This is a genomic window from Streptomyces sp. NPDC049813, from assembly GCF_044465085.1.
Classification (GTDB): Bacteria; Actinomycetota; Actinomycetes; order Streptomycetales; family Streptomycetaceae; genus Streptomyces.
Genome location: NZ_JBITLI010000004.1, coordinates 268,660 through 289,200 on the forward strand (window position 1 = coordinate 268,660; position 20,541 = coordinate 289,200).

Below are 20,541 nucleotides of genomic sequence, written 5' to 3' on the forward strand. Positions count from 1 at the left end.
GACGACGTCTTTCAGGGGCGCGGGGAACTGCGCGAGAAGCCCCACCGGACCGCAGCCGACGACGAAAGCACTCTGCGAAGCAGTCCGGGCCGCTATACACACCAGGTATACACACGGTGTACAGTCCCACCCATGTCCATCGGTCACACCCTCCTGGGTCTCCTGGAGTCCGGTCCCCGCCACGGCTACGACCTCAAGCGCACCTTCGACGAGACGTTCGGCCACGACAAGCCGCTGCACTACGGGCAGGTCTACTCGACCATGTCCCGCCTGCTGAAGAACGGCCTCGTCGAGGTCGACGGGCTCGAACCCGGCGGCGGCCCCGAACGCAAGCGGTACGCGATCACCGAAGCCGGCGTCACGGACGTGCAGCAGTGGCTCGCCACCCCGGAGAAGCCGGAGCCGTACCTCCAGTCGACGCTCTACACCAAGGTCGTCCTGGCCCTGCTCACCGAGCGGAACGCCGCCGGGATCCTCGACAGCCAGCGCGCCGAGCACCTGCGTCTGATGCGCATCCTCACGGACCGCAAGCGCAAGGGCGACCTCGCCGACCAGCTGATCTGCGACCACGCCCTGTTCCACCTGGAAGCCGACCTGCGCTGGCTGGAACTGACCGCCGCGCGTCTCGACAAGCTCGCCGCGGAGGTGCGCCCCTCATGACACCCGCCGGATCCCTGCTCGCCGCCCACGACCTGCACAAGGCGTACGGGCCGACGCCCGCCCTGGACGGCGCCTCGTTCACCATCCACCCCGGCGAGATCGTCGCCGTCATGGGCCCCTCGGGCTCGGGCAAGTCGACGCTGCTGCACTGCCTCGCCGGCATCGTCACCCCGGACTCCGGGACGATCACTTACGACGGCCGCGAGCTGACCACGATGTCCGACGGCGAGCGCAGCGCCCTGCGCCGCACCGAGTTCGGCTTCGTCTTCCAGTTCGGCCAGCTGGTCCCCGAACTGACCTGCGTCGAGAACGTGGCGCTCCCGCTGCGGCTGACCGGCGTCAAGCGCAAGGAGGCCGAGCGCCGGGCCACGACCTGGCTGGAGCGCCTGGAGGTCGACGGCATCGCGGGCAAGCGGCCCGGCGAGATCTCCGGCGGCCAGGGCCAGCGCGTCGCCGTGGCCCGCTCGCTGGTCACCAACCCGCGCGTGCTCTTCGCCGACGAGCCGACCGGCGCCCTGGACTCGCTCAACGGCGAGCGCGTCATGGAGCTGCTGACGGACGCCGCCCGGGGCTCGAACACCGCCGTCGTCCTGGTCACGCACGAGACCCGGGTGGCCGCCTACTCGGACCGCGAGATCGTCGTACGGGACGGCAGGTCGCGGGAGATGGAGTTCACCCGATGAGACTCCTCGACGACGCCGCCACCGACACCACGAGCGCCCCCGCGGCGGCGCCCTCCCCCGCCGGCCCGCCGGGCGCCCGCGGCCGGCTGCGCGACCTCGGCCTCGGCATCCGCTTCGCCGCGTCGGGCGGCCGCGAGGGCTGGGTCCGTACGCTGCTGACCGCGCTCGGCGTCGGCCTCGGCGTGGCCCTGCTGCTCGGCGCGGCCTCCATGCCGACGCTGCTGCACCAGCGCGACGTGCGCGCCGACGCCCGCCAGCTCGGCGTCGGCCAGGACGGACAACTGGAACGCGGCGACCGCACGCTGCTGACCGTGGACGCCTCGTCCGACTTCCGGTCCAGCTCGATCGGCGGGTACCTGGTGCGCCCCGAGGGCGAGCACCCGCCGCTGCCGCCCGGCGTCGACCGGCTGCCCGGCCCCGGCGAGATGGTCGTCTCGCCCGCCCTGAAGGAGGCGCTCGACGCCTCCGGCAACGAGCTGCTCAAGGAGCGTTACCCCTACCGCATCGTGGGCACGATCCACGAGCCGGGCCTCGGCGACCCCTTCGAGCAGTACCTGTACATCGGCAGCGACACCCTCAGCACCGACCGCGGCGCCAGCCGCATCGACCACTTCGGGATGACATACCCGAGCCAGCCGCTCGACCCGGTGCTCATCGTGCTGATCGTGCTGGCCTGCGTCGTGCTGCTCGTGCCGGTCGCCATCTTCATCGCGACGGCCGTCCGGTTCGGCGGGGAGCGGCGCGACCGGCGCCTCGCCGCGCTGCGCCTGGTCGGCGCCGACGCGCGGATGACACGCCGGATGGCCGCGGGCGAGGCGCTGTTCGGCACGCTGCTCGGCCTCGTGTGCGGCGCCGTCCTCTTCCTCGCCGGGCGTCAGCTGCTGGGCATGGTGAAGATCTGGCGGCTCTCCGCGTTCCCCTCGGACCTGACGCCGGTCCCGGCGCTCGCCGTACTCATCCTCCTCGCCGTGCCGCTCGCGTCGGTCGCCGTGACGGTGTTCGCGCTGCGCTCGGTGACGATCGAGCCGCTGGGCGTCGTGCGCAGCGGCCGCACCCGCAACCGGCGCCTGTGGTGGCGGCTGCCCGTGCCCCTCGTCGGCGCGCTGCTCCTGCTCGCCTCGGGTCCCTCGGACGCGCTGGGCACGTCGGGCGTCATCCAGATCTCGGCGGGCATCACCCTGACGCTGCTCGGTCTGGTCCTGCTGATGCCGTGGATCGTGGAGGCGGCCGTGCACCGGCTGCACGGCGGTTCCGTGCCGTGGCAACTGGCCGTGCGCAGGCTCCAGCTGACCAGCAACGCGGCGAGCCGCGCGGTGGCCGGCATCACCATCGCGGTGGCCGGCGGCATCGCCCTGCAGATGTTCACCACCGGCATCGAGGCCGACTTCAGCAAGACGACGGGCCAGGACCCCAAGCGGGCCCAGATCGCCGCGAACACCGGTGTCGGCGACGGGGAACTCGCCGAACGGATGGTGCGGGAGTTCGGGGCGACCAAGGGGGTCCGGTCGGTGATCGGCACCGTGGACACCTGGGCGGAGTCGGCGCATGCCTCGCCGGACGACGACATCGCGCACACCGTGTCGGTCTCGGTCGGCTCCTGCGCCACCCTGCGGGAGCTCGCGAAGCTGCCGTCCTGCCGGGAGGGCGACGCCTTCCGGGTGACCGGGTCCGACTACGCCGAGAGCGACAAGGAACTGGCGGACATCGCCAGGCCCGGCAGCAAGCTCCTGCTCGGCGACGCGGCGACCGACCGCTGGACGCTGCCCGCCGGTACCCGGCTGGTGCAGTCCCGGCGCGACCCCGGCGGCACCCGCTTCGGCGGCATCCTCGCCACCCCGAAGGCCCTGGACGTCACGAAGCTGGAGTCCGCGTCGACGTCGGCCCAGATCCAGATCGACGAGTCGGTACCGGACGCCGCCGACCTTGTGCGCAACACCGCGTTCCGGCTCGACCCGGGGATGCACGTGTGGACCTACCGCACGGTGGAGCGCGACAGCGAGTACGCGAGCATCCGCCGGGCCCTGTTCAGCGCGGCCGCGGTGACGATGGCGCTGATCGCGGCCTCCATGCTCGTCTCGCAGATCGAGCAACTGCGCGACCGCAGGCGGCTGCTGTCCGTCCTGGTCGCATACGGCACGCGGCGCTCGACGCTCGCCTGGTCGGTGCTGTGGCAGACGGCGATCCCGGTCGTCCTCGGCCTCGCCGTCGCGATCGGTGGCGGACTCGTCCTGGGCACGCTGATGCTGCGGCTGGCGGACAAGCCGGTCACGGACTGGCTGCTGTTCCTGCCGCTCGCGGGGGTCGGGGCGGCGGCGATCGGGGTGGTGACCCTGCTGAGCCTGCCGCCGCTGTGGCGGATGATGCGGGCGGACGGTCTGCGGACGGAGTAGGTGCCCGGCGTCGGGGCGGGGTTCGCGGGCGCGGCCCGTGCTCCTCGTCCCGGCGTCAGCGCGGAGGTCGCGGGGCTCCGGCCCCGGGCCCGCTCCTCGATCGCCGGAGGGGCTTGATCCGGGTCACCGGCGGGGCTTATCCGGAGGCGTCGGTGGGACTTATCTTCACCGGCAGGCCCTGGAGCGCCATCCGCAGGGACGCGGCCAGCTCCTCGTACTCGGCCGCGCGCGCCGCCCCCGTCCGCATCGCCAGAGCGACGCGCCGGGTGGGCGCCGGGTCGGCGAAGTACCCGGTCAGCAGCTGGCTGCTGCGGCTGGTCTCGACCGCGACGGCCGTCCGGGGCAGCAGCGTCACCCCGAGGCCGCCGGCCACGAGCTGGACGAGCGTGGCGAGACCGGCCGCGGTCGTGGTGACCGGCGCGTCGCTGCGGCCCGCCTCCCGGCAGATGTCCAGCGCCTGGTCGCGCAGGCAGTGCCCCTCGTCGAGCAGCAGCAGGTTCAGCTCGCGCAGCGCCTCGCGCGGAATGCCCTCGCGCCCGCCGAGCCAGTGATCCAGCGGGGTGACGAGGACGAAGTCCTCGTCGAAGAGCGGCAGTTCGGTGACGCCCGGCACGCCGAGCGGCACCGCGAGCAGCAGCAGGTCGAGCCGTCCTGCCGTCAGCCCCTCGATCAGCGACGCGGTCTGCTCCTCGTGCACCTGCGGGTCCAGCTCCGGATACGCGTCGTGCACGAGGCGCAGCACCGTCGGCAGCAGGTAGGGCGCCACGGTGGGGATCACCCCGAGCCGCAGGGCCCCGGTGAACGGCGCCCGCACCGCCTCGGCCTCCTCCAGGAGCGCGCCGACCTCGTCCAGCACCGCCTTGGCCCGCACCGCGATCCGCTCGCCGGCCGGCGAGAGCAGCACCTTGCGCGTCGTACGCTCGAGGAGGGTCACCCCGAGCGTCTCCTCCAGGGCGGAGACCGCGCCGGACAGGGCGGGCTGGCTCATCCGGATCGCCGCCGCCGCGTCCCGGAAGTGCAGGTGCTCCGCGACCGCCGCGAACGCCCGCAGCTGCGCCAGGCTGGGCTGCCGCTTGCGCGTGCCCGCGGGCTTTCCGTTCTGTACGGCCACTGATAGCCACCTCCGATCAACACGACCGAGTCTAGCTATTTCCGTAATCAATGCACTCTGTGCCACGATCTGGAGCAGTCCAACCCATGGAAACAGCCCCAAAAGGGATGTTTCTCGCTGCAAGGAGTGCGTGTGCTCACTGTCGGTGACAAGTTCCCCGAGTTCGACCTGACCGCCTGTGTCTCCCTGGAGAAGGGCGCGGAGTTCGAGCAGATCAACCACAAGACCTACGAGGGCAAGTGGAAGATCGTCTTCGCGTGGCCCAAGGACTTCACCTTCGTGTGCCCCACCGAGATCGCCGCCTTCGGCAAGCTGAACGAGGAGTTCGCCGACCGCGACGCGCAGGTCCTCGGCTTCTCCGGTGACTCCGAGTTCGTGCACCACGCCTGGCGCAAGGACCACCCGGACCTGACCGACCTGCCCTTCCCGATGCTGGCCGACTCCAAGCACGAGCTCATGCGTGACCTCGGCATCGAGGGCGAGGACGGCTTCGCCCAGCGCGCCGTCTTCATCGTCGACCAGAACAACGAGATCCAGTTCACGATGGTGACCGCCGGTTCCGTGGGCCGTAACCCCAAGGAGGTCCTGCGGGTCCTCGACGCGCTCCAGACGGACGAGCTGTGCCCGTGCAACTGGAGCAAGGGCGACGAGACCCTGGACCCGGTCGCGCTGCTCTCGGGCGAGTGAACGGAAAGGCACTGACATGGCTCTCGACGAACTGAAGTCCGCCATACCGGACTACGCCAAGGACCTGAAGCTCAACCTGGGCTCGGTCATCGGCAACTCGGACCTCCCGGCGCAGCAGCTGTGGGGCACGGTCCTGGCCTGCGCCATGGCCTCCCGCTCCCCGCGCGTGCTGCGCGAGCTGGAGCCCGAGGCGAAGGCGAACCTGTCGCCGGAGGCGTACACGGCCGCCAAGTCGGCCGCCGCCATCATGTCGATGAACAACGTCTTCTACCGCACCCGCCACCTGCTCTCGGACAACGAGTACGGGACGCTGCGGGCGGGGCTGCGGATGAACGTCATCGGCAACCCGGGTGTCGACAAGGTCGACTTCGAGCTGTGGTCGTTCGCGGTCTCCGCGATCAACGGCTGCGGGATGTGCCTGGACTCGCACGAGCAGGTGCTGCGCAAGGCGGGCGTCTCGCGTGAGGTCGTCCAGGAAGCGTTCAAGATCGCGTCGGTTCTGCAGGCTGTCGCGGTGACCCTGGACGCGGAGGCTGCGCTCGCTTAGTGCGGTTGTGCGTGGACGAGTGCGGGGCCGGATGTATGTCCGGCCCCGCACTCGTGTCCCGTCACGGGGCTCCGCCCCGGACCCCGCTCCTCAATCGCCGGAGGGGCTGGATGTGGGTGGGCTTGATTCGGGGCGGGGTGGTTCTACCGGGGCCAGTTCTGCCGCTGTCGCGCCGTGTGGGGGCGGGGTCTGTTTCATCGCGGTCTCCTGGGACCAGGAGCGCAGGTAGACGACGACCGTGTTGGTCACGGCGACCAGCGGCACCGCCACCACCGCCCCGCCGATCCCGGAGACCATCCCGCCCGCGGCCACCGAGAGGACGACGGCCAGCGGGTGCACGCGCACCGCGCGGCCGAGGATGAACGGCTGCAGGATGTGGCCCTCGATCTGCTGCACCGCGAGGACGACCACCAGCACCATCACCGCGGTGAACACGCCCTGGGTCACCAGCGCCACGACCACCGCGAGCGCGCCGGAGACGACGGCGCCCACCAGCGGGACGAACGCGAACAGGAAGATGAACACCGCGAGCGGCACCGCCATCGGCACCCCGAGGAAGAAGATGCCGAGGCCGATGAAGATGGCGTCGATCAGCGCGACGATGACCGTGCCGCGCACGTACGCGGTCAGCGTGCGCCAGGCCCGCGGACCCGCCCCCGCGATCCCGGGACGCGCCTGCGCCGGGAAGAGCTTGAGCGTCCACTCCCAGATCCGCTTGCCGTCGTAGAGCAGGAACAGCGTCGAGAACATCGCGAGCAGGATGCCGGTCATCGCCTCGACGATGACGGTGACGCCCTCCAGGCCGGCCGAGGTTATCTCGTCGGTGTTGGCCCCGACCGCGTCCCGCAGCGACTTGGCGATGTCGTTGATCTGGTCCTCGGTGACGTGGAACGGGCTGTTCAGCAGCCACTTGCGCAGCTCGTCGATGCCGTCCTGGACCTGGCTGGAGAGGTTGTCGATGTTCTCCTGGACCTGCCAGACCACGAACCAGCCGACGAGCCCCATGATGACGAAGCCGAGGATGGCGGTGAGGGCGGTGGCGAGCCCCCGGGGCACGCCGTGGCGGCGCAGCCGGGCCACCGTCGGCTGGAGCAGCGCCGTGATGAGCAGGGCCGCGACGAACGCGAACACCACCAGCTGCACCGAGGCGATGACCTTCATCAGGACCCAGACCGTGCCGGCCAGCACCAGGAGCCGCCAGGCGGCCTCCGCCGCGACCCGCAGCCCCCAGGGCACGGCCACGGCCGGCTCCGGGCGGGCCGACACGGCCGGCGCGTACGCGGGCGGCGGGGGCACCTGGTCGTGCGGCGGTTCCTCGGTGGTCGTCTTCTCGCTCACCGCTCGCTCCGCCTCGGCCCGGCGCTCGTCAAGGCGCTCGCCCACTCTGCTGATTCCCGCACCGACTCTGCCGAGCCAGCCTGGCACACGCTCCATGATCCGTCCTTTCCCCCGTGCGCTCCCCGCACTCCCCCCGGGCGCCGCCGGTTCACGACGGTACCCCGGGACACGCCGAAGCCCCTCACCGCGGACGGGGAGGGGCTTCGCCGGATTCGAGCGGTGCGCGGCTCAGTACCAGTGGTTGGCCTGCCAGAAGCCCCAGGCCTCGCACGGGCTGCCGTAGCGGCCGTTCATGTAGTTCAGGCCCCACTTGATCTGCGTGGCCGGGTTGGTCTGCCAGTCGGCGCCCGCCGAGGAGTACTTGGAGGCGGGCAGGGCCTGGAAGAGACCGTAGGCGCCGGAAGAGGCGTTGGTGGCCGTGTAGTTCCAGCTCGACTCGTGGTTCACGATGTTGCTGAAGCACTGGAACTGGCCGGACGGCACCATCTGACGTGCCATCGCCTGGATCTGCGCGGTGGAGTACGACGACTGGACCGAGAAGCTGGACGCGTCGCGGGTGGCCGAGCGGCTGGCGGCCTGCTTCTTGGCCTCCTCGCGCTCCTTCGCCTCCTGCTCCGCCTTCTCCTTGGCGGCCTGCGCGTCCTTCTGCTTGGCGATGGCGTCCTCGGCGGCCTGCTTGCGGGCCGTCTCCTCCGCCGTCTTCTGTGCCGCGTTGTCGGCCGCGATGGCCTGCGTCTGCGCCTGCTGGGTCAGCGACGCGGTCTGCACCTGCGCCTGCTGACCCGCCGGGATGTCCGCGAGGAGGGTCGCGTCGCCGACCATGGCCTCAGCCTCGTTCGAGGGCTGAGCGGTGCTGCCCGAGGCAACACCCACGACGGCGCCGACAGTGGTGACCGCGGTGGCCGAAGCCACTGCGAATCCCCGGACCGAGATCCGGCTCACACGGTTTCCTTCCAGCATCGTCCGCTGGAGTGTGACCCTCGCGGACGCAATCGTGCCCTTGACACTGGCCTCCCAACTGACGGGTCACGGGAGGCACGGGCCCGGTGGACAACTCCCGCTCGGGGAGCGCCGCGTGGTGCTCGGGCGGCATACGACGACCACTATGAAGTTCAGGTGCAGCCGGGGCTGCGGTGATGCCGTACCGCTGGGGGTACACGAGTGTCGTATGCGGGGCCTGACGGAACCGAGACTCTGCCGTATGCGGACGTCGCAAGGCAATTCTGTGCCGGGTGTGAAAGGTCACATGCCGTTTGCCTCAGGGGTTTCACGGAAACGCCCCCACGCCGAAGCGCCGCCCGGCTAAGCTCTCTGGCTTCGCCGGACGGCGCCAAGTGGGGCCAACTACCTTAGATCTGGCCGTCCTCCAGCATTTCGGTCACGAGTGCCGCGATCTGCGAGCGCTCCGACCGGGTGAGCGTGACGTGCGCGAAGAGCGGGTGTCCCTTCAGCTTCTCGACGACGGCGACGACACCGTCGTAGCGGCCGACCCGGAGGTTGTCGCGCTGGGCGACGTCGTGGGTGAGGACCACCCGCGAGTTGGCCCCGATCCGGGACAGCACCGTCAGCAGGACGTTGCGCTCCAGGGACTGGGCCTCGTCCACGATCACGAACGCGTCGTGCAGGGAGCGGCCGCGGATGTGGGTGAGCGGCAGCACCTCCAGCATGCCGCGGGACGTGACCTCCTCGATGACCTCGCGCGAGGTGACCGCCGAGAGGGTGTCGAAGACGGCCTGCGCCCACGGCCCCATCTTCTCGGCCTCGGAGCCCGGCAGATAGCCCAGCTCCTGCCCGCCGACCGCGTACAGCGGCCGGAAGACCATCACCTTCTTGTGCTGGCGCCGCTCCAGGACGGCCTCCAGGCCGGCGCAGAGGGCGAGCGCGGACTTGCCGGTGCCCGCCCGGCCGCCCATCGAGACGATGCCGACGTCCGGGTCGAGGAGCAGGTCGAGGGCGATCCGCTGCTCGGCGCTGCGCCCCTTGAGGCCGAACGCCTCCCGGTCGCCGCGCACCAGGCGGACGTTGCCCTCGGGCGTGACCCGGCCGAGGGCCTTGCCGCGCTCGGAGTGGATCGTCAGGCCGGTGTGCACGGGAAGGCCGGCGGCCTCGGGAACGTAGAGCGTGTCCTCCTCGAAGAGCAGGTCGACCTGGACCGCGGGCAGGGTCAGTTCGGACATGCCGGTGAATCCGGAGTCCGTGATGGCGAGCTCGGCGCGGTACTCCTCGGCGAGGAGACCGACCGAGGACGCCTTGATCCTGAGCGGCAGATCCTTCGACACGACCGTGACGTCGAACCCCTCGGCCTGCAGGTTGCGGGCGACCGCGAGGATGCGGGAGTCGTTGTCCCCGAGGCGGTAGCCCGAGGGCAGGACGCTGGGGTCGGAGTGGTTGAGCTCGACGCGGAGCGTGCCGCCCAGGTCCCCGGTGGGGATCGGGGCGTCGAGCCGCCCGAAGCGGATGCGGTAGTCGTCCAGCAGGCGCAGCGCCTGCCGGGCGAAGTACCCCAGCTCCGGGTGGTGCCTCTTGGCCTCCAACTCCGTGACCACGACGACGGGCAGCACCACTTCGTGCTCGTCGAAACGGGTCATGGCGTTCGGGTCGGCCAGCAGGACGCTGGTGTCGAGAACATAGGTGCGCCGGTCTGGCTTGTGGCGCTTGTTGCTGGTCACCACGGAAGGACGTACCCCCTCGGAAGAGGTCGGGGAGCGACGGAGGGAATGCAGGGCCGGAAGGGCGGCCGAGAACTGCCGGTCGTCGACCCCTGTGCGCGGGCCGAGAGCCGGCCCTCCCAGTCGTCGCCCGTACCGGCCTGCGTACGGTCCACCTGGTGCAAAGGGCCTCCCGGGCGGACGGCCCCGTGCCGTCCGCTGAGAACCGGCGTCCGTGGTTCGGACACCGACCTGGAAGGCTTATTCCCTCGAACACGCGCAGCCATGCCACGGCGGCGGGCGGCGCGTGCGTCAGGGCCTGTCTCCCAGATCCCTCCGTCCGCCCGGAGGGCGGGCCTCGCGGCGTCTGGTGCGTGCTCTCGGCGTGCCGGGTGCAAGGCCTCGTACTGGACGTACTCGGCCTTGTGCCCGGTGCGGCGAGTGGGGGCACCTCCCAGCGGTAGCTGGGGGAGCGTGCCAGGCGTCGCGAGGCAGGAGGGATCTGGGAGACAGGCCCTGACTCCTGATGACCCTCTTACTGCTCAGCCCCGCCGTGCCGGGGCCGTGACGCGGGATCAGCCGCCGAAACGGCGGTGCCGGGCGGCGTAGTCGCGCATCGCCCGCAGGAAGTCGACCTTGCGGAAGGCCGGCCAGAAGACGTCACAGAAGTAGTACTCCGAATGCGCCGTCTGCCACAGCATGAAACCGGACAGCCGCTGCTCGCCGCTGGTGCGGATGACGAGGTCGGGGTCGGGCTGCGCGCTGGTGTAGAGGTGCTTGCCGATCAGGTCGATGGTGACGTCGTCGGCGACCTGCTCCAGGGAACTGCCCTTGTCGGCGGCGTCGAGGAGCATCGAGCGGACGGCGTCGGCGATCTCCTGGCGGCCGCCGTAGCCGATCGCCACGTTGACCAGTATCCCGGGGCGGTCGGCGGTGGCCTCCTCGGCCTCCTTGAGGGCCGTCTGCATGCCGGAGGGGAGGATGTCGGCGGCGCCGACGTGGTGCACGCGCCAGCGGCCGTCGGTGGCGAGGGCGCGGACGGTGTCCTCGATGATGCCGAGGAGCGGGACCAGTTCCTCCTGCGGCCGGTCGAAGTTGTCCGTCGACAGCAGCCACAGGGTGACGACCTCGACGTCCGTCTCGCTGCACCAGCCGAGGAACTCCTCGATCTTGGCGGCGCCCGCCTGGTGGCCCTGTGCGGCGGTGGAGCCGGCGGCCTTCGCCCAGCGTCGGTTGCCATCCATGATGACGCCGATGTGCTTGGGTACCTGGTCGTGGTCCAGGTGGCCTTCCACCCGGCGTGCGTACAGCCCGACCAGCAGGCCGCGCAGCCTGTCGCGCAGGTTCACGGTGTTGTCAGCCTCTCCGTGCAGACGGCGGTCCCCGAGGGCGAAAGCCTACCTCCGTGCGAGTACCCCTCCCGCCGTACCCCCGGGCCGCCGCGGACACCGTCTGTCAGGTACTCACTAGGGCAGTTCAGCGGACTGACGTAGTTTCGTCCTCATGAACGACACCTCTCCCTACGTCGCCTCCGGCGACCGGTACGCGTCCATGGAGTACCGGCGGACGGGCCGCAGCGGCCTGAAGCTGCCCGCGATCTCGCTGGGCCTGTGGCACAACTTCGGTGACGACCGCACGCTCGACTCGCAGCGCGCGATCCTGCGCCGCGCCTTCGACCTGGGCGTCACCCACTTCGACCTGGCCAACAACTACGGCCCGCCGGCCGGTTCCGCCGAACTGAACTTCGGCAAGATGTTCGCCCAGGACTTCGCCCCGTACCGGGACGAGTTGGTCATCTCGACCAAGGCGGGCTACCTCATGCACCCCGGCCCGTACGGCGAGTGGGGCAGCCGCAAGTACCTGCTCTCCTCGCTCGACGCGTCCCTGGCGCGGATGGGCCTGGACTACGTCGACATCTTCTACTCGCACCGCTTCGACCCGGACACCCCGCTCGAGGAGACGATGGGCGCGCTCGCCTCCGCGGTGCAGCAGGGCAAGGCGCTGTACGTCGGCGTCTCCTCGTACACCAGCGAGCAGACGGCCGAGGCCGCGCGGCTGCTCAAGGAGATGGGCGTGCCGGCCCTGATCCACCAGCCGTCCTACTCGATGATCAACCGCTGGACCGAGGACGACCGGCTGCTCGACACCCTGGAGGCGGCCGGGATGGGCTGCATCTCCTTCGTGCCGCTCGCCCAGGGCCTGCTCACCGGCAAGTACCTGAAGGGCATCCCGGAGGGGTCGCGGGCCACGCAGGGCAAGTCGCTCGACCCGGGACTGCTCAGCGACGAGGTCGTGCGGCGCCTCAACGGCCTGAACGACATCGCGCAGCGCCGCGGCCAGTCCCTCGCGCAGCTCGCGCTGAGCTGGGTGCTGCGGGACGAGCGGATGACGTCGGCGCTGATCGGTGCCTCCAGCGTGAAGCAGCTGGAGGAGAACGTGGCGGCGCTCGCGGCGCCGAAGCTGACGGACGAGGAGCTGACCGAAATCGACTCGTTCGCCGTCTCCACCCCGGGCACCAACATCTGGGCCGGCCGGAGCTGATCCGGCGGGCGGCGGCGGGCCCCTGAGCGGGGTCTGCGCCGCCCGCCCGCGCGCCGCCGCGCGGGCAGAAAAAACGGGCCGGTCCGTGGGGGGGGATACGGACCGGCCCGAGGGGGGGTTTCCACCATAACCCTTCGTAAGTGAAGACGCGTGCATCGGCGCGCCCCCACTACTCTCCGAAGTCGCCCGGCTGCGGTCCGAGGGCCGTTTCCGGCCGCCGAACACCGGGCTCAGGCGCCTCCCGGGCCTCGCGTCCACCGTCCTCACAGGGGGTCGCCGGGGGTCCGGGGTCCCTCTCCCGTGTCACGCACGTGGTTGACGTGCGTGGGGTCGGGCAGCGGGCTCTCGCGGATATGGCGCAATCCCGGCCGCTGCCGGGGCCGGGCGCGGGCGGCGGGCCCGGACGCGGACATGCGGCACCGCGCGGCCCCCTCCACCGCGCGGTACCGCCGCGCAGCTTTGCTCACGCGAATTGCCGTTGGTACGAACTTACGTGAGGTGTACGTGAGGATCGAGTGCGTATCGGTAACGATGCGGAATCGGTTGGCCGGCCCGGGGCCGCGGGCTCACGCCGGACGCCTGCGGGCCTCGATCAGGTGCCGGGTGCTGTGGGCGACGAAGGGGCCCTCGCGCTCGATCCGCTCGTGCAGCGCGCGGAGTTGGGGCCGGTAGGCCTCGGCCGTGAACCCCGGGACCATCCAGACGACCTTGCGCAGGAAGTGGACGACCGCGCCGACGTCGTGGAACTCCATGCGCAGCCGCTGCGTCCGCAGGTCGACCACCTCCAGGCCCGCCGCCTCGGCCTGTGCCGCCTCCGCCTGCGGGTCCCGGGCCCGGCGCACCTGTGGCGGCTGCGGGCCGAGGAAGTACTCGACGACCTCGAAGACGCTGCCGGGGCCCACGTGCTGGGCGAAGTACGTGCCGCCGGGGCGCAGCACCCGGGCGATCTCCGGGAACGGCGCCTGCACCGGGTGGCGGCTGGTGACCAGGTCGAAGGCGGCGTCGGCGAAGGGCAGCGGGGCGTCCTCGGGGGAGGCGACGACGACCACGCCCCGGGGGCCGAGCCGCCGGGTGGCCTCCGCCACGTTCGGCGGCCAGCCCTCGGTGGCGGCGGTCAGGGCGGGCAGTACGGGCGCCTGCGCGAGGACCTCGCCGCCGCCGGTCTGCAGGTCCAGGGCGGCCTCCGCGCGGGCCAGCCGCTCCCCCATGGCGCGGGCGTACCCCCAGGCCGGGCGCTCCTCGGTGGCCCGCCCCTCGAACCAGGAGAAGTCCCAGCCCTCGGTGGGCGCGGCGACGGCCTCCGCCACGAGTGCGTCGAAGGTGCGGTGGTGCGGTGTCTGTGCGTCCTCGCTCATGCCTCCCATGATCCAGGGAACCGGGGCGCCGTTCATCTCCATTTGTCCGGGCGCCGTTGACGGCCCCGGTGGGGGTGGCACCAGGGCCGATCCGGGGGCGGCCCCTCTTCCGTGGGGGCCGGTGCACGCACGTACCCTGGGCGGACCCCCGCACCCCGTCACCACCACGGCCCCCCACGTACCGTCCCCGTACCCGTAGGCCCGTCCGTCCCACGCCGAGATGCGAGCACATGTCCGTACGTTCCGCGATAGCGACCTGGCTGACCCGTCTCTACTTCTCCCGGCTGCGGAGAAAGGGCACCGGCCTCGATCTGTCCGTGCTGGCGAGACTGCCGGACGGTGCCCTGCTGCCGCTGCGCCGTACGGGGCTCGACCCGGTCCCCGAGATCGGCGCACTGCGCGACCGCGAACCCGTCAGCAGACTGCCGATCCCCGGCATGACGGTCTGGCTCGTCTCCGGCTACGACGAGGCGAAGGAGGTCCTCGGGAACGCCGGGGCGTTCAGCAACGACTTCCGGCACCTGGTCGGGGTGGGCGGTGCGGGCGCCGACCAGAACCCGGGCGGCCTCGGCTTCTGCGATCCGCCGGACCACACGCGGCTGCGGCGGCTGCTGACCCCCGAGTTCACGATGCGCCGGCTCGCCCGGCTGACCCCGCGCATCCACTCCATCGTCGAGGAGCAGCTGCGCCACCTGGAGAAGGCGGCGCAGGAGTCGCCGGACGGGTCGGCCGACTTCGTCGAGCACTTCGCGATGCCCGTACCGGCGCTGGTGATATGCGAGTTGCTCGGGGTCCCCTACGAGGAGCGCGACGCCTTCCAGCAGTTCTCGGTCGCCCGCTTCGACGTGCTGGGCGGGGCGGGCGCCTCGTTCGGCGCCGTCTCGCAGTCCCTGGACTATCTGCGCGGGGTCGTCGCCGAGCAGCGGCGCGACCCGGGCGAAGGGCTCCTCGGCATGCTGGTGCGCGAGCACGGCGACACCATCACCGACGAGGAGCTGACGGGCCTGGCCGACGGCGTGCTGACCGGGGGCCTGGAGACCACCGCCAGCATGATCGCGCTCGGCACCCTGATCATGCTCCAGGACCGGGCGCACTTCGACGCGCTGCGGGACGGCGCGGACCCGGCCGCCGTCGCGGCGCCCTTCGTCGACGAACTCCTGCGCCATCTCACCGTCGTACAGACCGCGTTCCCCCGCTTCGCCCGCGAGGACACCGTGATCGGCGGGGTCCCCGTCGCGGCCGGCGACATCGTCATCGTCTCGCTGAGCGCGGCGGACCGCGACCCGCGCCTGGGCGTCGCCGGCGACGACATGGACGCCTTCCTGCCCGCGCGCCCGTCGGCCGCCTCGCACCTCGCGTTCGGCTACGGCATCCACCGCTGCATCGGGGCCGAACTCGGCAAGATGGAGCTGCGGGCGGCGTTCCCGCAACTGGCGCGCGCCTTCCCGGGGTTGCGTCTGGCGGTACCGGCGGCGGAGCTGGAGTTCCGCAAGCTGTCGATCGTCTACGGCGTCGACGCCCTGCCGGTCCGCCTGGACGAGCCGGACGCCTGACGCGTCTCGCGGCGCAGGCCGATGAGTTCGGCGACGGCGTCCAGCCAGCGCGCGGTGCGCGTCTCGCCCTCCGGGTCCGCGCCGGTGGCCTGCGCGGCCGTCTCCAGCCAGCCGCGCACCACCCCGGCCGCGGCGGGGCCGGGCAGCGGCTCGGCGAGATCGGCGGCGTACCGGACGCCGCCGGCCCGCACGGTCCTGGCGACGAAGGAGACCGAGCGCGGCAGGACGCCCAGCCGGTCCAGGGTGACGGCCGCGGCGATGGCGCCGTCACCGAAGAGGGCGGTGGTGAAGGCCGCGCGGGTCTGCGGGTTCAGGCCGTACCTCAGCAGCGAGGCGATGTCGGTCGCGGCCAGGAGCTGGTCGTCGGTGCGCGGGGCGGGCGTGGCGGGGGGCATGGGGACCTCGGTTCCGGTCAGCGGACCGTGACGGTGAAGACGTAGAAGGCGGCCCGGGCGCCCGGGGCACCGGCGGCCGTCGGGTAGGGGGAGAGGGACGCCGAGGGGGCCGGGGACGGGGTGGCGGTCGACGCGGTAGAGGCTGTGGGCGTGGGGTAAGGGGTGCCCTCGCTGGGCCCGTGGCAGGTGTTGGTCGGGCAGTACAGGAGCCGGATTGTGGTGCGGCCCTTCGCGCGGGCGGTGTAGTCGAAGGACTGGGTGCCGTCGGCGCCGCCGTCGACGGGGCTGCCGTCGGTGTCGCGGCGCTCGCCGCGGTACTTCAGGACGCGGCTGTCGGGGGCCGGGTCGGTGAGGTACCAGGCCTGGTTGAAGGACGGGTTGGCCGGGACGGTGAGGGTGAACTCCTCGCCCGCCGCCACTCGCACGTCCCGGTCCCGGGGGCCGAAGGCGGTGCCGCCGCCGGAGTCGCCGCACGCGGCGAGGGGCAGGGCGAGCAGGGCGGTGAGGGCCGTGGCGCGCAGGGTCTGCTTCGTCTTCATGGAGATCAGTCCTGGGGTACGTGGACGGCGTAGGCGTCCGGCAGGTCGTTGTCGCTGGCCTTCGCCATGCCTCCGTCGACGAAGTCGTCCTCGCTGATCCAGGTGGTCGTGCCCCACGGGTTGTAGACCTGGAGCATGTCGCCCTCCTGACCGACGATCATCACCGCGTGGCCGGAGCGGTCGCCGTCGTCGTAGCCCTCGATGCCGACGGGCACCGGCCTGCCCTCGGCCACCGCCCGCTCGATGTCCGGCAGGACGTCACGCCGGTCGTCGGCGCTCTTGACCTCCTTGAAGTCGTAGCCGCTGCCGGTGTGCGGGCTGATCTCCTTGTTCACGACCTCGGTCTTGCCGTCGTTGTCCATGCCGTCGGGGACGTCCGTCCAGAAATGCGTGTGGTCGCCGTCGCCCTCCTCGTGGACCCGGTGCTGCTCGTCCACCAGCCGCTCGCGGAAGGCCGCCGCGTCGTTCTCCTGCCCGCTGGGGCCGCCGGTCAGTTCGAGGGCGTACACCGGATCGACCATGGCGCGGGCGGTGACGGTCGACGACGCGACGCACGAACCCTCCTGGCCGTCGCCGCCCTGGGTCCAGCCCTGGCCCTCGAAGCCCTGGCTGTCGGTGTTCGTGTTCGAGCCGTCGGGGTTGCGGCCCTCGTCGTCCATGCTGTCGGCCTCGGTGGTGACGGGCGCGAGGTGCTCCTGGAGCCACAGCGGGTCCTTGCCGTGGATCTTCCCGCCGAACGTCTCGACGTCGTCCACGGAGTGCCCCGACGCGAGGGCCTTCATGAGGTACGCCTTCTCCTGCGGGGAGGAGGCCCCCGCCAGCAGCTGCTCCATGCGCGTGCGGTCGGCCGGGGAGAGGTCCTCCATGGCGCGCCCGGAGCGCTCCAGGTCGTTGGCGCTGAGGATCTCGTTCCACTCCGGGTCGCCGCCGACGTTGCTCGTGTCGGCGAGCGCGAGCCGGTCCACGGCGGTGAGTTCGTCGGTGCCCAGCTTCCCGGCGCGGGCCTCGGCCGCGTACTTGTTCAGGTCGCGGGCGGCCGCCCGGGCCGCGTCGTCGGCGGCGACCGCGGCGTCGTACAGCTCGTCGACGCCGGTCGTGGCGAGGGCCCGGGCCTTCTTGCGGGCCGCCTCCTCGCCGTCGTCCTCGTGCCAGGTGTCGAAGAAGCCGTCCTTGTCGCCGAGTTGGCCGCGGGCGTCGCGCAGTTTGGTGCGGCCCGCGCCGTCCGTGGTCTGCGCCGCCTCCAGGGCGTCGGAGAGGGCGAGCAGGGCGGTGCCGCCGCCGCGCAGCGCGTCGGCCATCTGCTCGGCGGCGCGGGTCGCGGCGTCCACGGCGGTGGTGGCGAGCACCGAGGTGTCCCCGACCCAGACGGCGGGCAGCCCCGAACGGGACACGGCGTCGGAGCGGTCACGGACCTTCATCGCGTCCTCGGCCTGGCCGCGGCAGCGCTTGCCGAGCGCTTCGATGGTGGCGGGGTCGCCCTCCGGCGCGGCCACGCCGAGGGCGTCGTCGATCGCGTCGATCAGGTCGTTCTTGCTGTCGGCGCCGGAGATGGAGCCGCGCAGCCCGGCGAGGCGCTTGCGGCGGTCGGTGGTGGATTCGGTCACGGTGGATCGGCCCCTCGGGGTGGTCGGCGAAGTGACGTCTCGGGTGCGCGGCGGGCTGCCCGGGCGCCGGTCAGTAGTCGGTCAGGGCGGAGGGGCGCTCGCCCTGGACCGGGTTGGTGCCGACGGGCGCGGTGCCGAGGGCGGCGGGCCGGGCCGCACGGACCGGGTTGGTGCCGATCCGGGCGCTGCCGGACGTACCGTGCGCGGCATCGGCGCGGACGGCGCCGCCGACGGTGACGCGCTCCGCGTTGGTGCGCACGAGCCCGTCGGAGCCCGCGTAGGCGCCCTTGGACGCGCGCACCTTGCCCGCGAGTTCGTGCAGCGCGTCCTCCAGGGTGCGGGCCTCCGCGGTCCAGGCCGTGGCGTACGCGGCGAAGGCGGGGCCCGAGTCCGAGCCGCCGAGCACCTCCGACGGATAGCAGGGCGTGGCGCCCATCACCTTCCGTACGGCGCCGGCGTCGTCGCCCGCGCCGTCCAGCTCGCGCGCCTGGCTCTTCATGCCGGCGTGCTCGACGAGATACCCGTCGCTCGTACCCATTGGCGCTCCCCCGAGACGTCTCAACGCAGCTGCCGGGCCGACAGGTTGACTGCGCGATGCGCAGGTAATGATCGCCCAAAGACACTCCGCCGACAACTTCCGTCACACGGTGCGCACGAGTCGCCATCACCCTTCACCTTGGCCACCGGATCGGGCCCGCTTAGGCTGCTCCCGTCGCGTGTGATCACCGGTCGTCTCCGGGGGACGCGGGGCGGGGGGAGACAATGATGAACGGAGCCACCGGGGTGTTCGAGCCGCTGGCGGCGGAGGACCCGCGGACGGTGGCCGGGTACCGGCTCGCGGCGCGCCTCGGCGCGGGCGGCATGGGCCGCGTCTACCTCTCGCACACGCAGGGCGGCCGCCCGGTGGCGATCAAGGTCGTCCGTCCCGAGCTGGCCGACGACGCCGGCTTCCGGCTCCGCTTCCGCCGCGAGATGGACGCGGCGCGGCGGGTGCGCGGCGCCTACACCGCCGAGCTGATCGACGGCGACGCGGACGGCGTCCCGCCCTGGCTCGCCACGCTCTACGTGCCCGGGCCCTCGCTCGCCCAGGCGGTGGCCCGGCGCGGACCGCTGCCGGTGCCCGCGCTGCTGTGGCTGACCGCCGGGGTGGCCGAGGCCCTCCAGGCGATCCACGCCACGGGGATCGTGCACCGGGACCTGAAGCCGTCGAACGTGCTGCTGGCCGCCGACGGCCCGCGCGTCATCGACTTCGGCATCTCGCTGGCCTTCGACGGCACCGCGTACACCGCCACCGGCGCCACCGTCGGCACCCCGCAGTTCATGGCGCCCGAGCAGGCCTCGGGCAGCCCGGTCACGGCGGCCACCGACGTCTTCTCCCTCGCCCAGACGGTGGCCTTCGCGGCGCTGGGCGAGCCGCTGTACGGGGACGGGCCCGCGGTCGGCGTGCTCTACCGGATCGTGCACGACACCCCCGACCTGTCCCGGCTCCCGGCGGGGATCCGGCCGCTGCTCGCCCGCTGCCTCGTCGCCGACCCCGCGCGGCGGGCCACGCTCGCCGAGATCGTGGCGTGGTGCCGCGACGCCCTCGGCCGGGACGCGGACGCCGGTCCGCCCGACTGGCAGGAGGCGATGGGCCCGGAGGTCGCGGTGCCCCCGCCGGTCCCCGCGGCCGGCACCCCGGCCCCCACGCACCCCTTCGGGACGCAGGCGCTGTCGCCGTGGCGCGCCCCGGACCCGCTGGAGACGCGGCCCACGCCCGAACAGGCCCGCAGGCGAAGGCGGCGCGTGGCGCTGGCCGGGGTCGCGGGGGCGACGGCGGCGGTGCTGGCGCTGGGCGGGCTCGGCTGGCGGCTGTGGGACGCGCGGGAGGGGTCCGCGGGGCGGGACGCGACGGCGGCCGGGTCCGCTGACTCCGGCGGGGGCCCGGCATCCGGCACCTCGGCCACCTCTGACAGCTCGGACAGCTCGGGCGGCCCGGCTTCCGCCGCGGACGGATCCGGTACGGCGGCGGGGGCGGGGGGCGCCGGGCGCGGCTCGGGCTCCGGCAGCGGCACCGGTACGGGGGCGGGCGCCGCCGCGTCTCCGGTGGCCACCCCGTACCCGATGCAGATGCTGACCGAGAAGAACTCGCTCGACATCACCGACGGCGTCGAGCACAAGGACCGCACGGGAGACATCCGCTTCACCTGCGCCAAGGAGTTCAGCTGCGCGCTGGAGACCACCGACCGCGGCACCGTCATCGCCCCGGTCTACGGCGATCCCGGCACCGGCCTCGACGACTGCCGCGCCTGGCTCAAGGGCAAGGGGGCCGACACGCGCCTGCCCCTCGCCATCATCACGACCGGCAGCGAGATCTGCTTCCAGCACCCCGACGGGTACGTCGGTCTGTTCGTGGTCCAGGCGAAGTCGACGGCGCTGCCGAAGAGCGGTTCGAGCTTCCTGAGCGGGTCGCTGACGGTGTGGCGGACGGGGAAGGCGGGGCGGTGAGGT

The 20,541-nt window shown here is 72.3% G+C and carries 18 protein-coding genes; 8 read left to right on the forward strand and 10 right to left on the reverse strand.

From position 1 onward, the window contains the following. Positions 1-132: 132 nt before the first annotated feature. From ACIBW6_RS11605 to ACIBW6_RS11615, 3 genes are read left to right on the forward strand one after another with little or no spacing between them, the layout of a single operon-like run. Complete coding sequence (locus ACIBW6_RS11605) at positions 133-660, forward strand: PadR family transcriptional regulator (RefSeq protein WP_399059049.1); 528 nt, start codon at positions 133-135, stop codon at positions 658-660. Then, on the forward strand, positions 657-1,343 hold the full coding sequence (locus tag ACIBW6_RS11610; protein WP_399059050.1) for an ABC transporter ATP-binding protein: 687 nt from the start codon (positions 657-659) through the stop codon (positions 1,341-1,343). The genes ACIBW6_RS11605 and ACIBW6_RS11610 overlap by 4 nt, the downstream gene beginning before the upstream one ends. Continuing rightward, entirely contained in the window at positions 1,340-3,733 is a 2,394-nt protein-coding gene (locus ACIBW6_RS11615; RefSeq protein ID WP_399059051.1) for an FtsX-like permease family protein, read from the forward strand. The genes ACIBW6_RS11610 and ACIBW6_RS11615 overlap by 4 nt, the downstream gene beginning before the upstream one ends. A gap of 136 nt (positions 3,734-3,869) precedes the next feature. Here ACIBW6_RS11615 and ACIBW6_RS11620 read toward each other — a convergent pair whose 3' ends face one another. Further along, on the reverse strand, positions 3,870-4,844 hold the full coding sequence (locus tag ACIBW6_RS11620; protein ID WP_399059052.1) for a hydrogen peroxide-inducible genes activator: 975 nt from the start codon (positions 4,842-4,844) through the stop codon (positions 3,870-3,872). Between the two features lie 132 nt (positions 4,845-4,976). On the opposite strand from ACIBW6_RS11620, the gene ACIBW6_RS11625 reads away from it, so the two are divergent. Together ACIBW6_RS11625 and ACIBW6_RS11630 are read left to right on the forward strand one after the other, a co-directional pair. After that, the gene (locus ACIBW6_RS11625; protein WP_356489321.1) at positions 4,977-5,531 is read left to right on the forward strand and encodes a peroxiredoxin; all 555 of its coding nucleotides are present in this window, start codon (positions 4,977-4,979) and stop codon (positions 5,529-5,531) included. Positions 5,532-5,547: 16 nt separating this feature from the next. Beyond that, positions 5,548-6,078: an alkyl hydroperoxide reductase gene (locus tag ACIBW6_RS11630; RefSeq protein ID WP_399059053.1), complete on the forward strand. Its 531-nt coding sequence runs from the start codon at positions 5,548-5,550 to the stop codon at positions 6,076-6,078. Positions 6,079-6,168: 90 nt separating this feature from the next. Here the strand turns inward: ACIBW6_RS11630 and ACIBW6_RS11635 are convergent, their stop codons facing one another. From ACIBW6_RS11635 to ACIBW6_RS11650, 4 genes are all read right to left on the reverse strand, one after another. After that, the gene (locus ACIBW6_RS11635) at positions 6,169-7,512 is read right to left on the reverse strand and encodes an AI-2E family transporter (protein WP_399059054.1); all 1,344 of its coding nucleotides are present in this window, start codon (positions 7,510-7,512) and stop codon (positions 6,169-6,171) included. A 132-nt stretch (positions 7,513-7,644) separates the two neighbouring features. Further along, positions 7,645-8,376, reverse strand: a complete 732-nt coding sequence (locus ACIBW6_RS11640; RefSeq protein ID WP_399059055.1) for a lytic transglycosylase domain-containing protein — start codon at positions 8,374-8,376, stop codon at positions 7,645-7,647. 389 nt (positions 8,377-8,765) lie between these two features. After that, the gene (locus ACIBW6_RS11645) at positions 8,766-10,088 is read right to left on the reverse strand and encodes a PhoH family protein (RefSeq protein WP_399059056.1); all 1,323 of its coding nucleotides are present in this window, start codon (positions 10,086-10,088) and stop codon (positions 8,766-8,768) included. A gap of 551 nt (positions 10,089-10,639) precedes the next feature. Then, entirely contained in the window at positions 10,640-11,413 is a 774-nt protein-coding gene (locus ACIBW6_RS11650) for an isoprenyl transferase (RefSeq protein WP_399059057.1), read from the reverse strand. 154 nt (positions 11,414-11,567) lie between these two features. Here ACIBW6_RS11650 and mgrA point away from each other — a divergent pair, with 154 nt between their 5' ends. Then, entirely contained in the window at positions 11,568-12,605 is a 1,038-nt protein-coding gene (mgrA, locus tag ACIBW6_RS11655) for an L-glyceraldehyde 3-phosphate reductase (RefSeq protein ID WP_399059058.1), read from the forward strand. Positions 12,606-13,171: 566 nt separating this feature from the next. Here mgrA and ACIBW6_RS11660 read toward each other — a convergent pair. Continuing rightward, positions 13,172-13,960, reverse strand: a complete 789-nt coding sequence (locus tag ACIBW6_RS11660) for a class I SAM-dependent methyltransferase (RefSeq protein ID WP_399059059.1) — start codon at positions 13,958-13,960, stop codon at positions 13,172-13,174. A gap of 230 nt (positions 13,961-14,190) precedes the next feature. On the opposite strand from ACIBW6_RS11660, the gene ACIBW6_RS11665 reads away from it, so the two are divergent. Then, a complete protein-coding gene (locus ACIBW6_RS11665) occupies positions 14,191-15,513 on the forward strand; it encodes a cytochrome P450 (RefSeq protein ID WP_399059060.1) in 1,323 nt (440 codons plus the stop codon). Here ACIBW6_RS11665 and ACIBW6_RS11670 read toward each other — a convergent pair. From ACIBW6_RS11670 to ACIBW6_RS11685, 4 genes are all read right to left on the reverse strand, one after another. Further along, entirely contained in the window at positions 15,465-15,908 is a 444-nt protein-coding gene (locus ACIBW6_RS11670; RefSeq protein ID WP_399059061.1) for a hypothetical protein, read from the reverse strand. The two genes, ACIBW6_RS11665 and ACIBW6_RS11670, sit on opposite strands and share 49 nt — an antisense overlap. 17 nt (positions 15,909-15,925) lie before the next feature. Next, positions 15,926-16,447, reverse strand: a complete 522-nt coding sequence (locus tag ACIBW6_RS11675; protein WP_399059062.1) for a protease inhibitor I42 family protein — start codon at positions 16,445-16,447, stop codon at positions 15,926-15,928. Between the two features lie 5 nt (positions 16,448-16,452). Further along, a complete protein-coding gene (locus ACIBW6_RS11680; RefSeq protein WP_399059063.1) occupies positions 16,453-18,051 on the reverse strand; it encodes a peptidoglycan-binding protein in 1,599 nt (532 codons plus the stop codon). Positions 18,052-18,121: 70 nt separating this feature from the next. Next, positions 18,122-18,589 carry a hypothetical protein gene (locus ACIBW6_RS11685; RefSeq protein ID WP_399059064.1) on the reverse strand — a complete coding sequence of 156 codons (468 nt, stop codon included), beginning with the start codon at positions 18,587-18,589 and terminating at the stop codon, positions 18,122-18,124. Between the two features lie 227 nt (positions 18,590-18,816). Between ACIBW6_RS11685 and ACIBW6_RS11690 the strand changes: the two genes are divergently transcribed. After that, entirely contained in the window at positions 18,817-20,538 is a 1,722-nt protein-coding gene (locus ACIBW6_RS11690) for a serine/threonine-protein kinase (protein ID WP_399059065.1), read from the forward strand. Positions 20,539-20,541 lie beyond the last annotated feature (3 nt).

What these genes read in the sequence shown, in the direction of transcription:
- ACIBW6_RS11605 (WP_399059049.1), top strand. Translation starts at nt 133, where the DNA reads ATGTCCATCGGTCACACCCTCCTGGGTCTCCTGGAGTCCGGTCCCCGC.
- ACIBW6_RS11675 (WP_399059062.1), bottom strand. Translation starts at nt 16,447, where the DNA reads ATGAAGACGAAGCAGACCCTGCGCGCCACGGCCCTCACCGCCCTGCTC.
- ACIBW6_RS11660 (WP_399059059.1), bottom strand. Translation starts at nt 13,960, where the DNA reads ATGAGCGAGGACGCACAGACACCGCACCACCGCACCTTCGACGCACTC.
- ACIBW6_RS11640 (WP_399059055.1), bottom strand. Translation starts at nt 8,376, where the DNA reads ATGCTGGAAGGAAACCGTGTGAGCCGGATCTCGGTCCGGGGATTCGCA.
- ACIBW6_RS11610 (WP_399059050.1), top strand. Translation starts at nt 657, where the DNA reads ATGACACCCGCCGGATCCCTGCTCGCCGCCCACGACCTGCACAAGGCG.
- ACIBW6_RS11665 (WP_399059060.1), top strand. Translation starts at nt 14,191, where the DNA reads ATGTCCGTACGTTCCGCGATAGCGACCTGGCTGACCCGTCTCTACTTC.
- ACIBW6_RS11630 (WP_399059053.1), top strand. Translation starts at nt 5,548, where the DNA reads ATGGCTCTCGACGAACTGAAGTCCGCCATACCGGACTACGCCAAGGAC.
- ACIBW6_RS11670 (WP_399059061.1), bottom strand. Translation starts at nt 15,908, where the DNA reads ATGCCCCCCGCCACGCCCGCCCCGCGCACCGACGACCAGCTCCTGGCC.
- ACIBW6_RS11685 (WP_399059064.1), bottom strand. Translation starts at nt 18,589, where the DNA reads ATGGGTACGAGCGACGGGTATCTCGTCGAGCACGCCGGCATGAAGAGC.
- ACIBW6_RS11690 (WP_399059065.1), top strand. Translation starts at nt 18,817, where the DNA reads ATGAACGGAGCCACCGGGGTGTTCGAGCCGCTGGCGGCGGAGGACCCG.
- ACIBW6_RS11615 (WP_399059051.1), top strand. Translation starts at nt 1,340, where the DNA reads ATGAGACTCCTCGACGACGCCGCCACCGACACCACGAGCGCCCCCGCG.
- mgrA (WP_399059058.1), top strand. Translation starts at nt 11,568, where the DNA reads ATGAACGACACCTCTCCCTACGTCGCCTCCGGCGACCGGTACGCGTCC.
- ACIBW6_RS11635 (WP_399059054.1), bottom strand. Translation starts at nt 7,512, where the DNA reads ATGGAGCGTGTGCCAGGCTGGCTCGGCAGAGTCGGTGCGGGAATCAGC.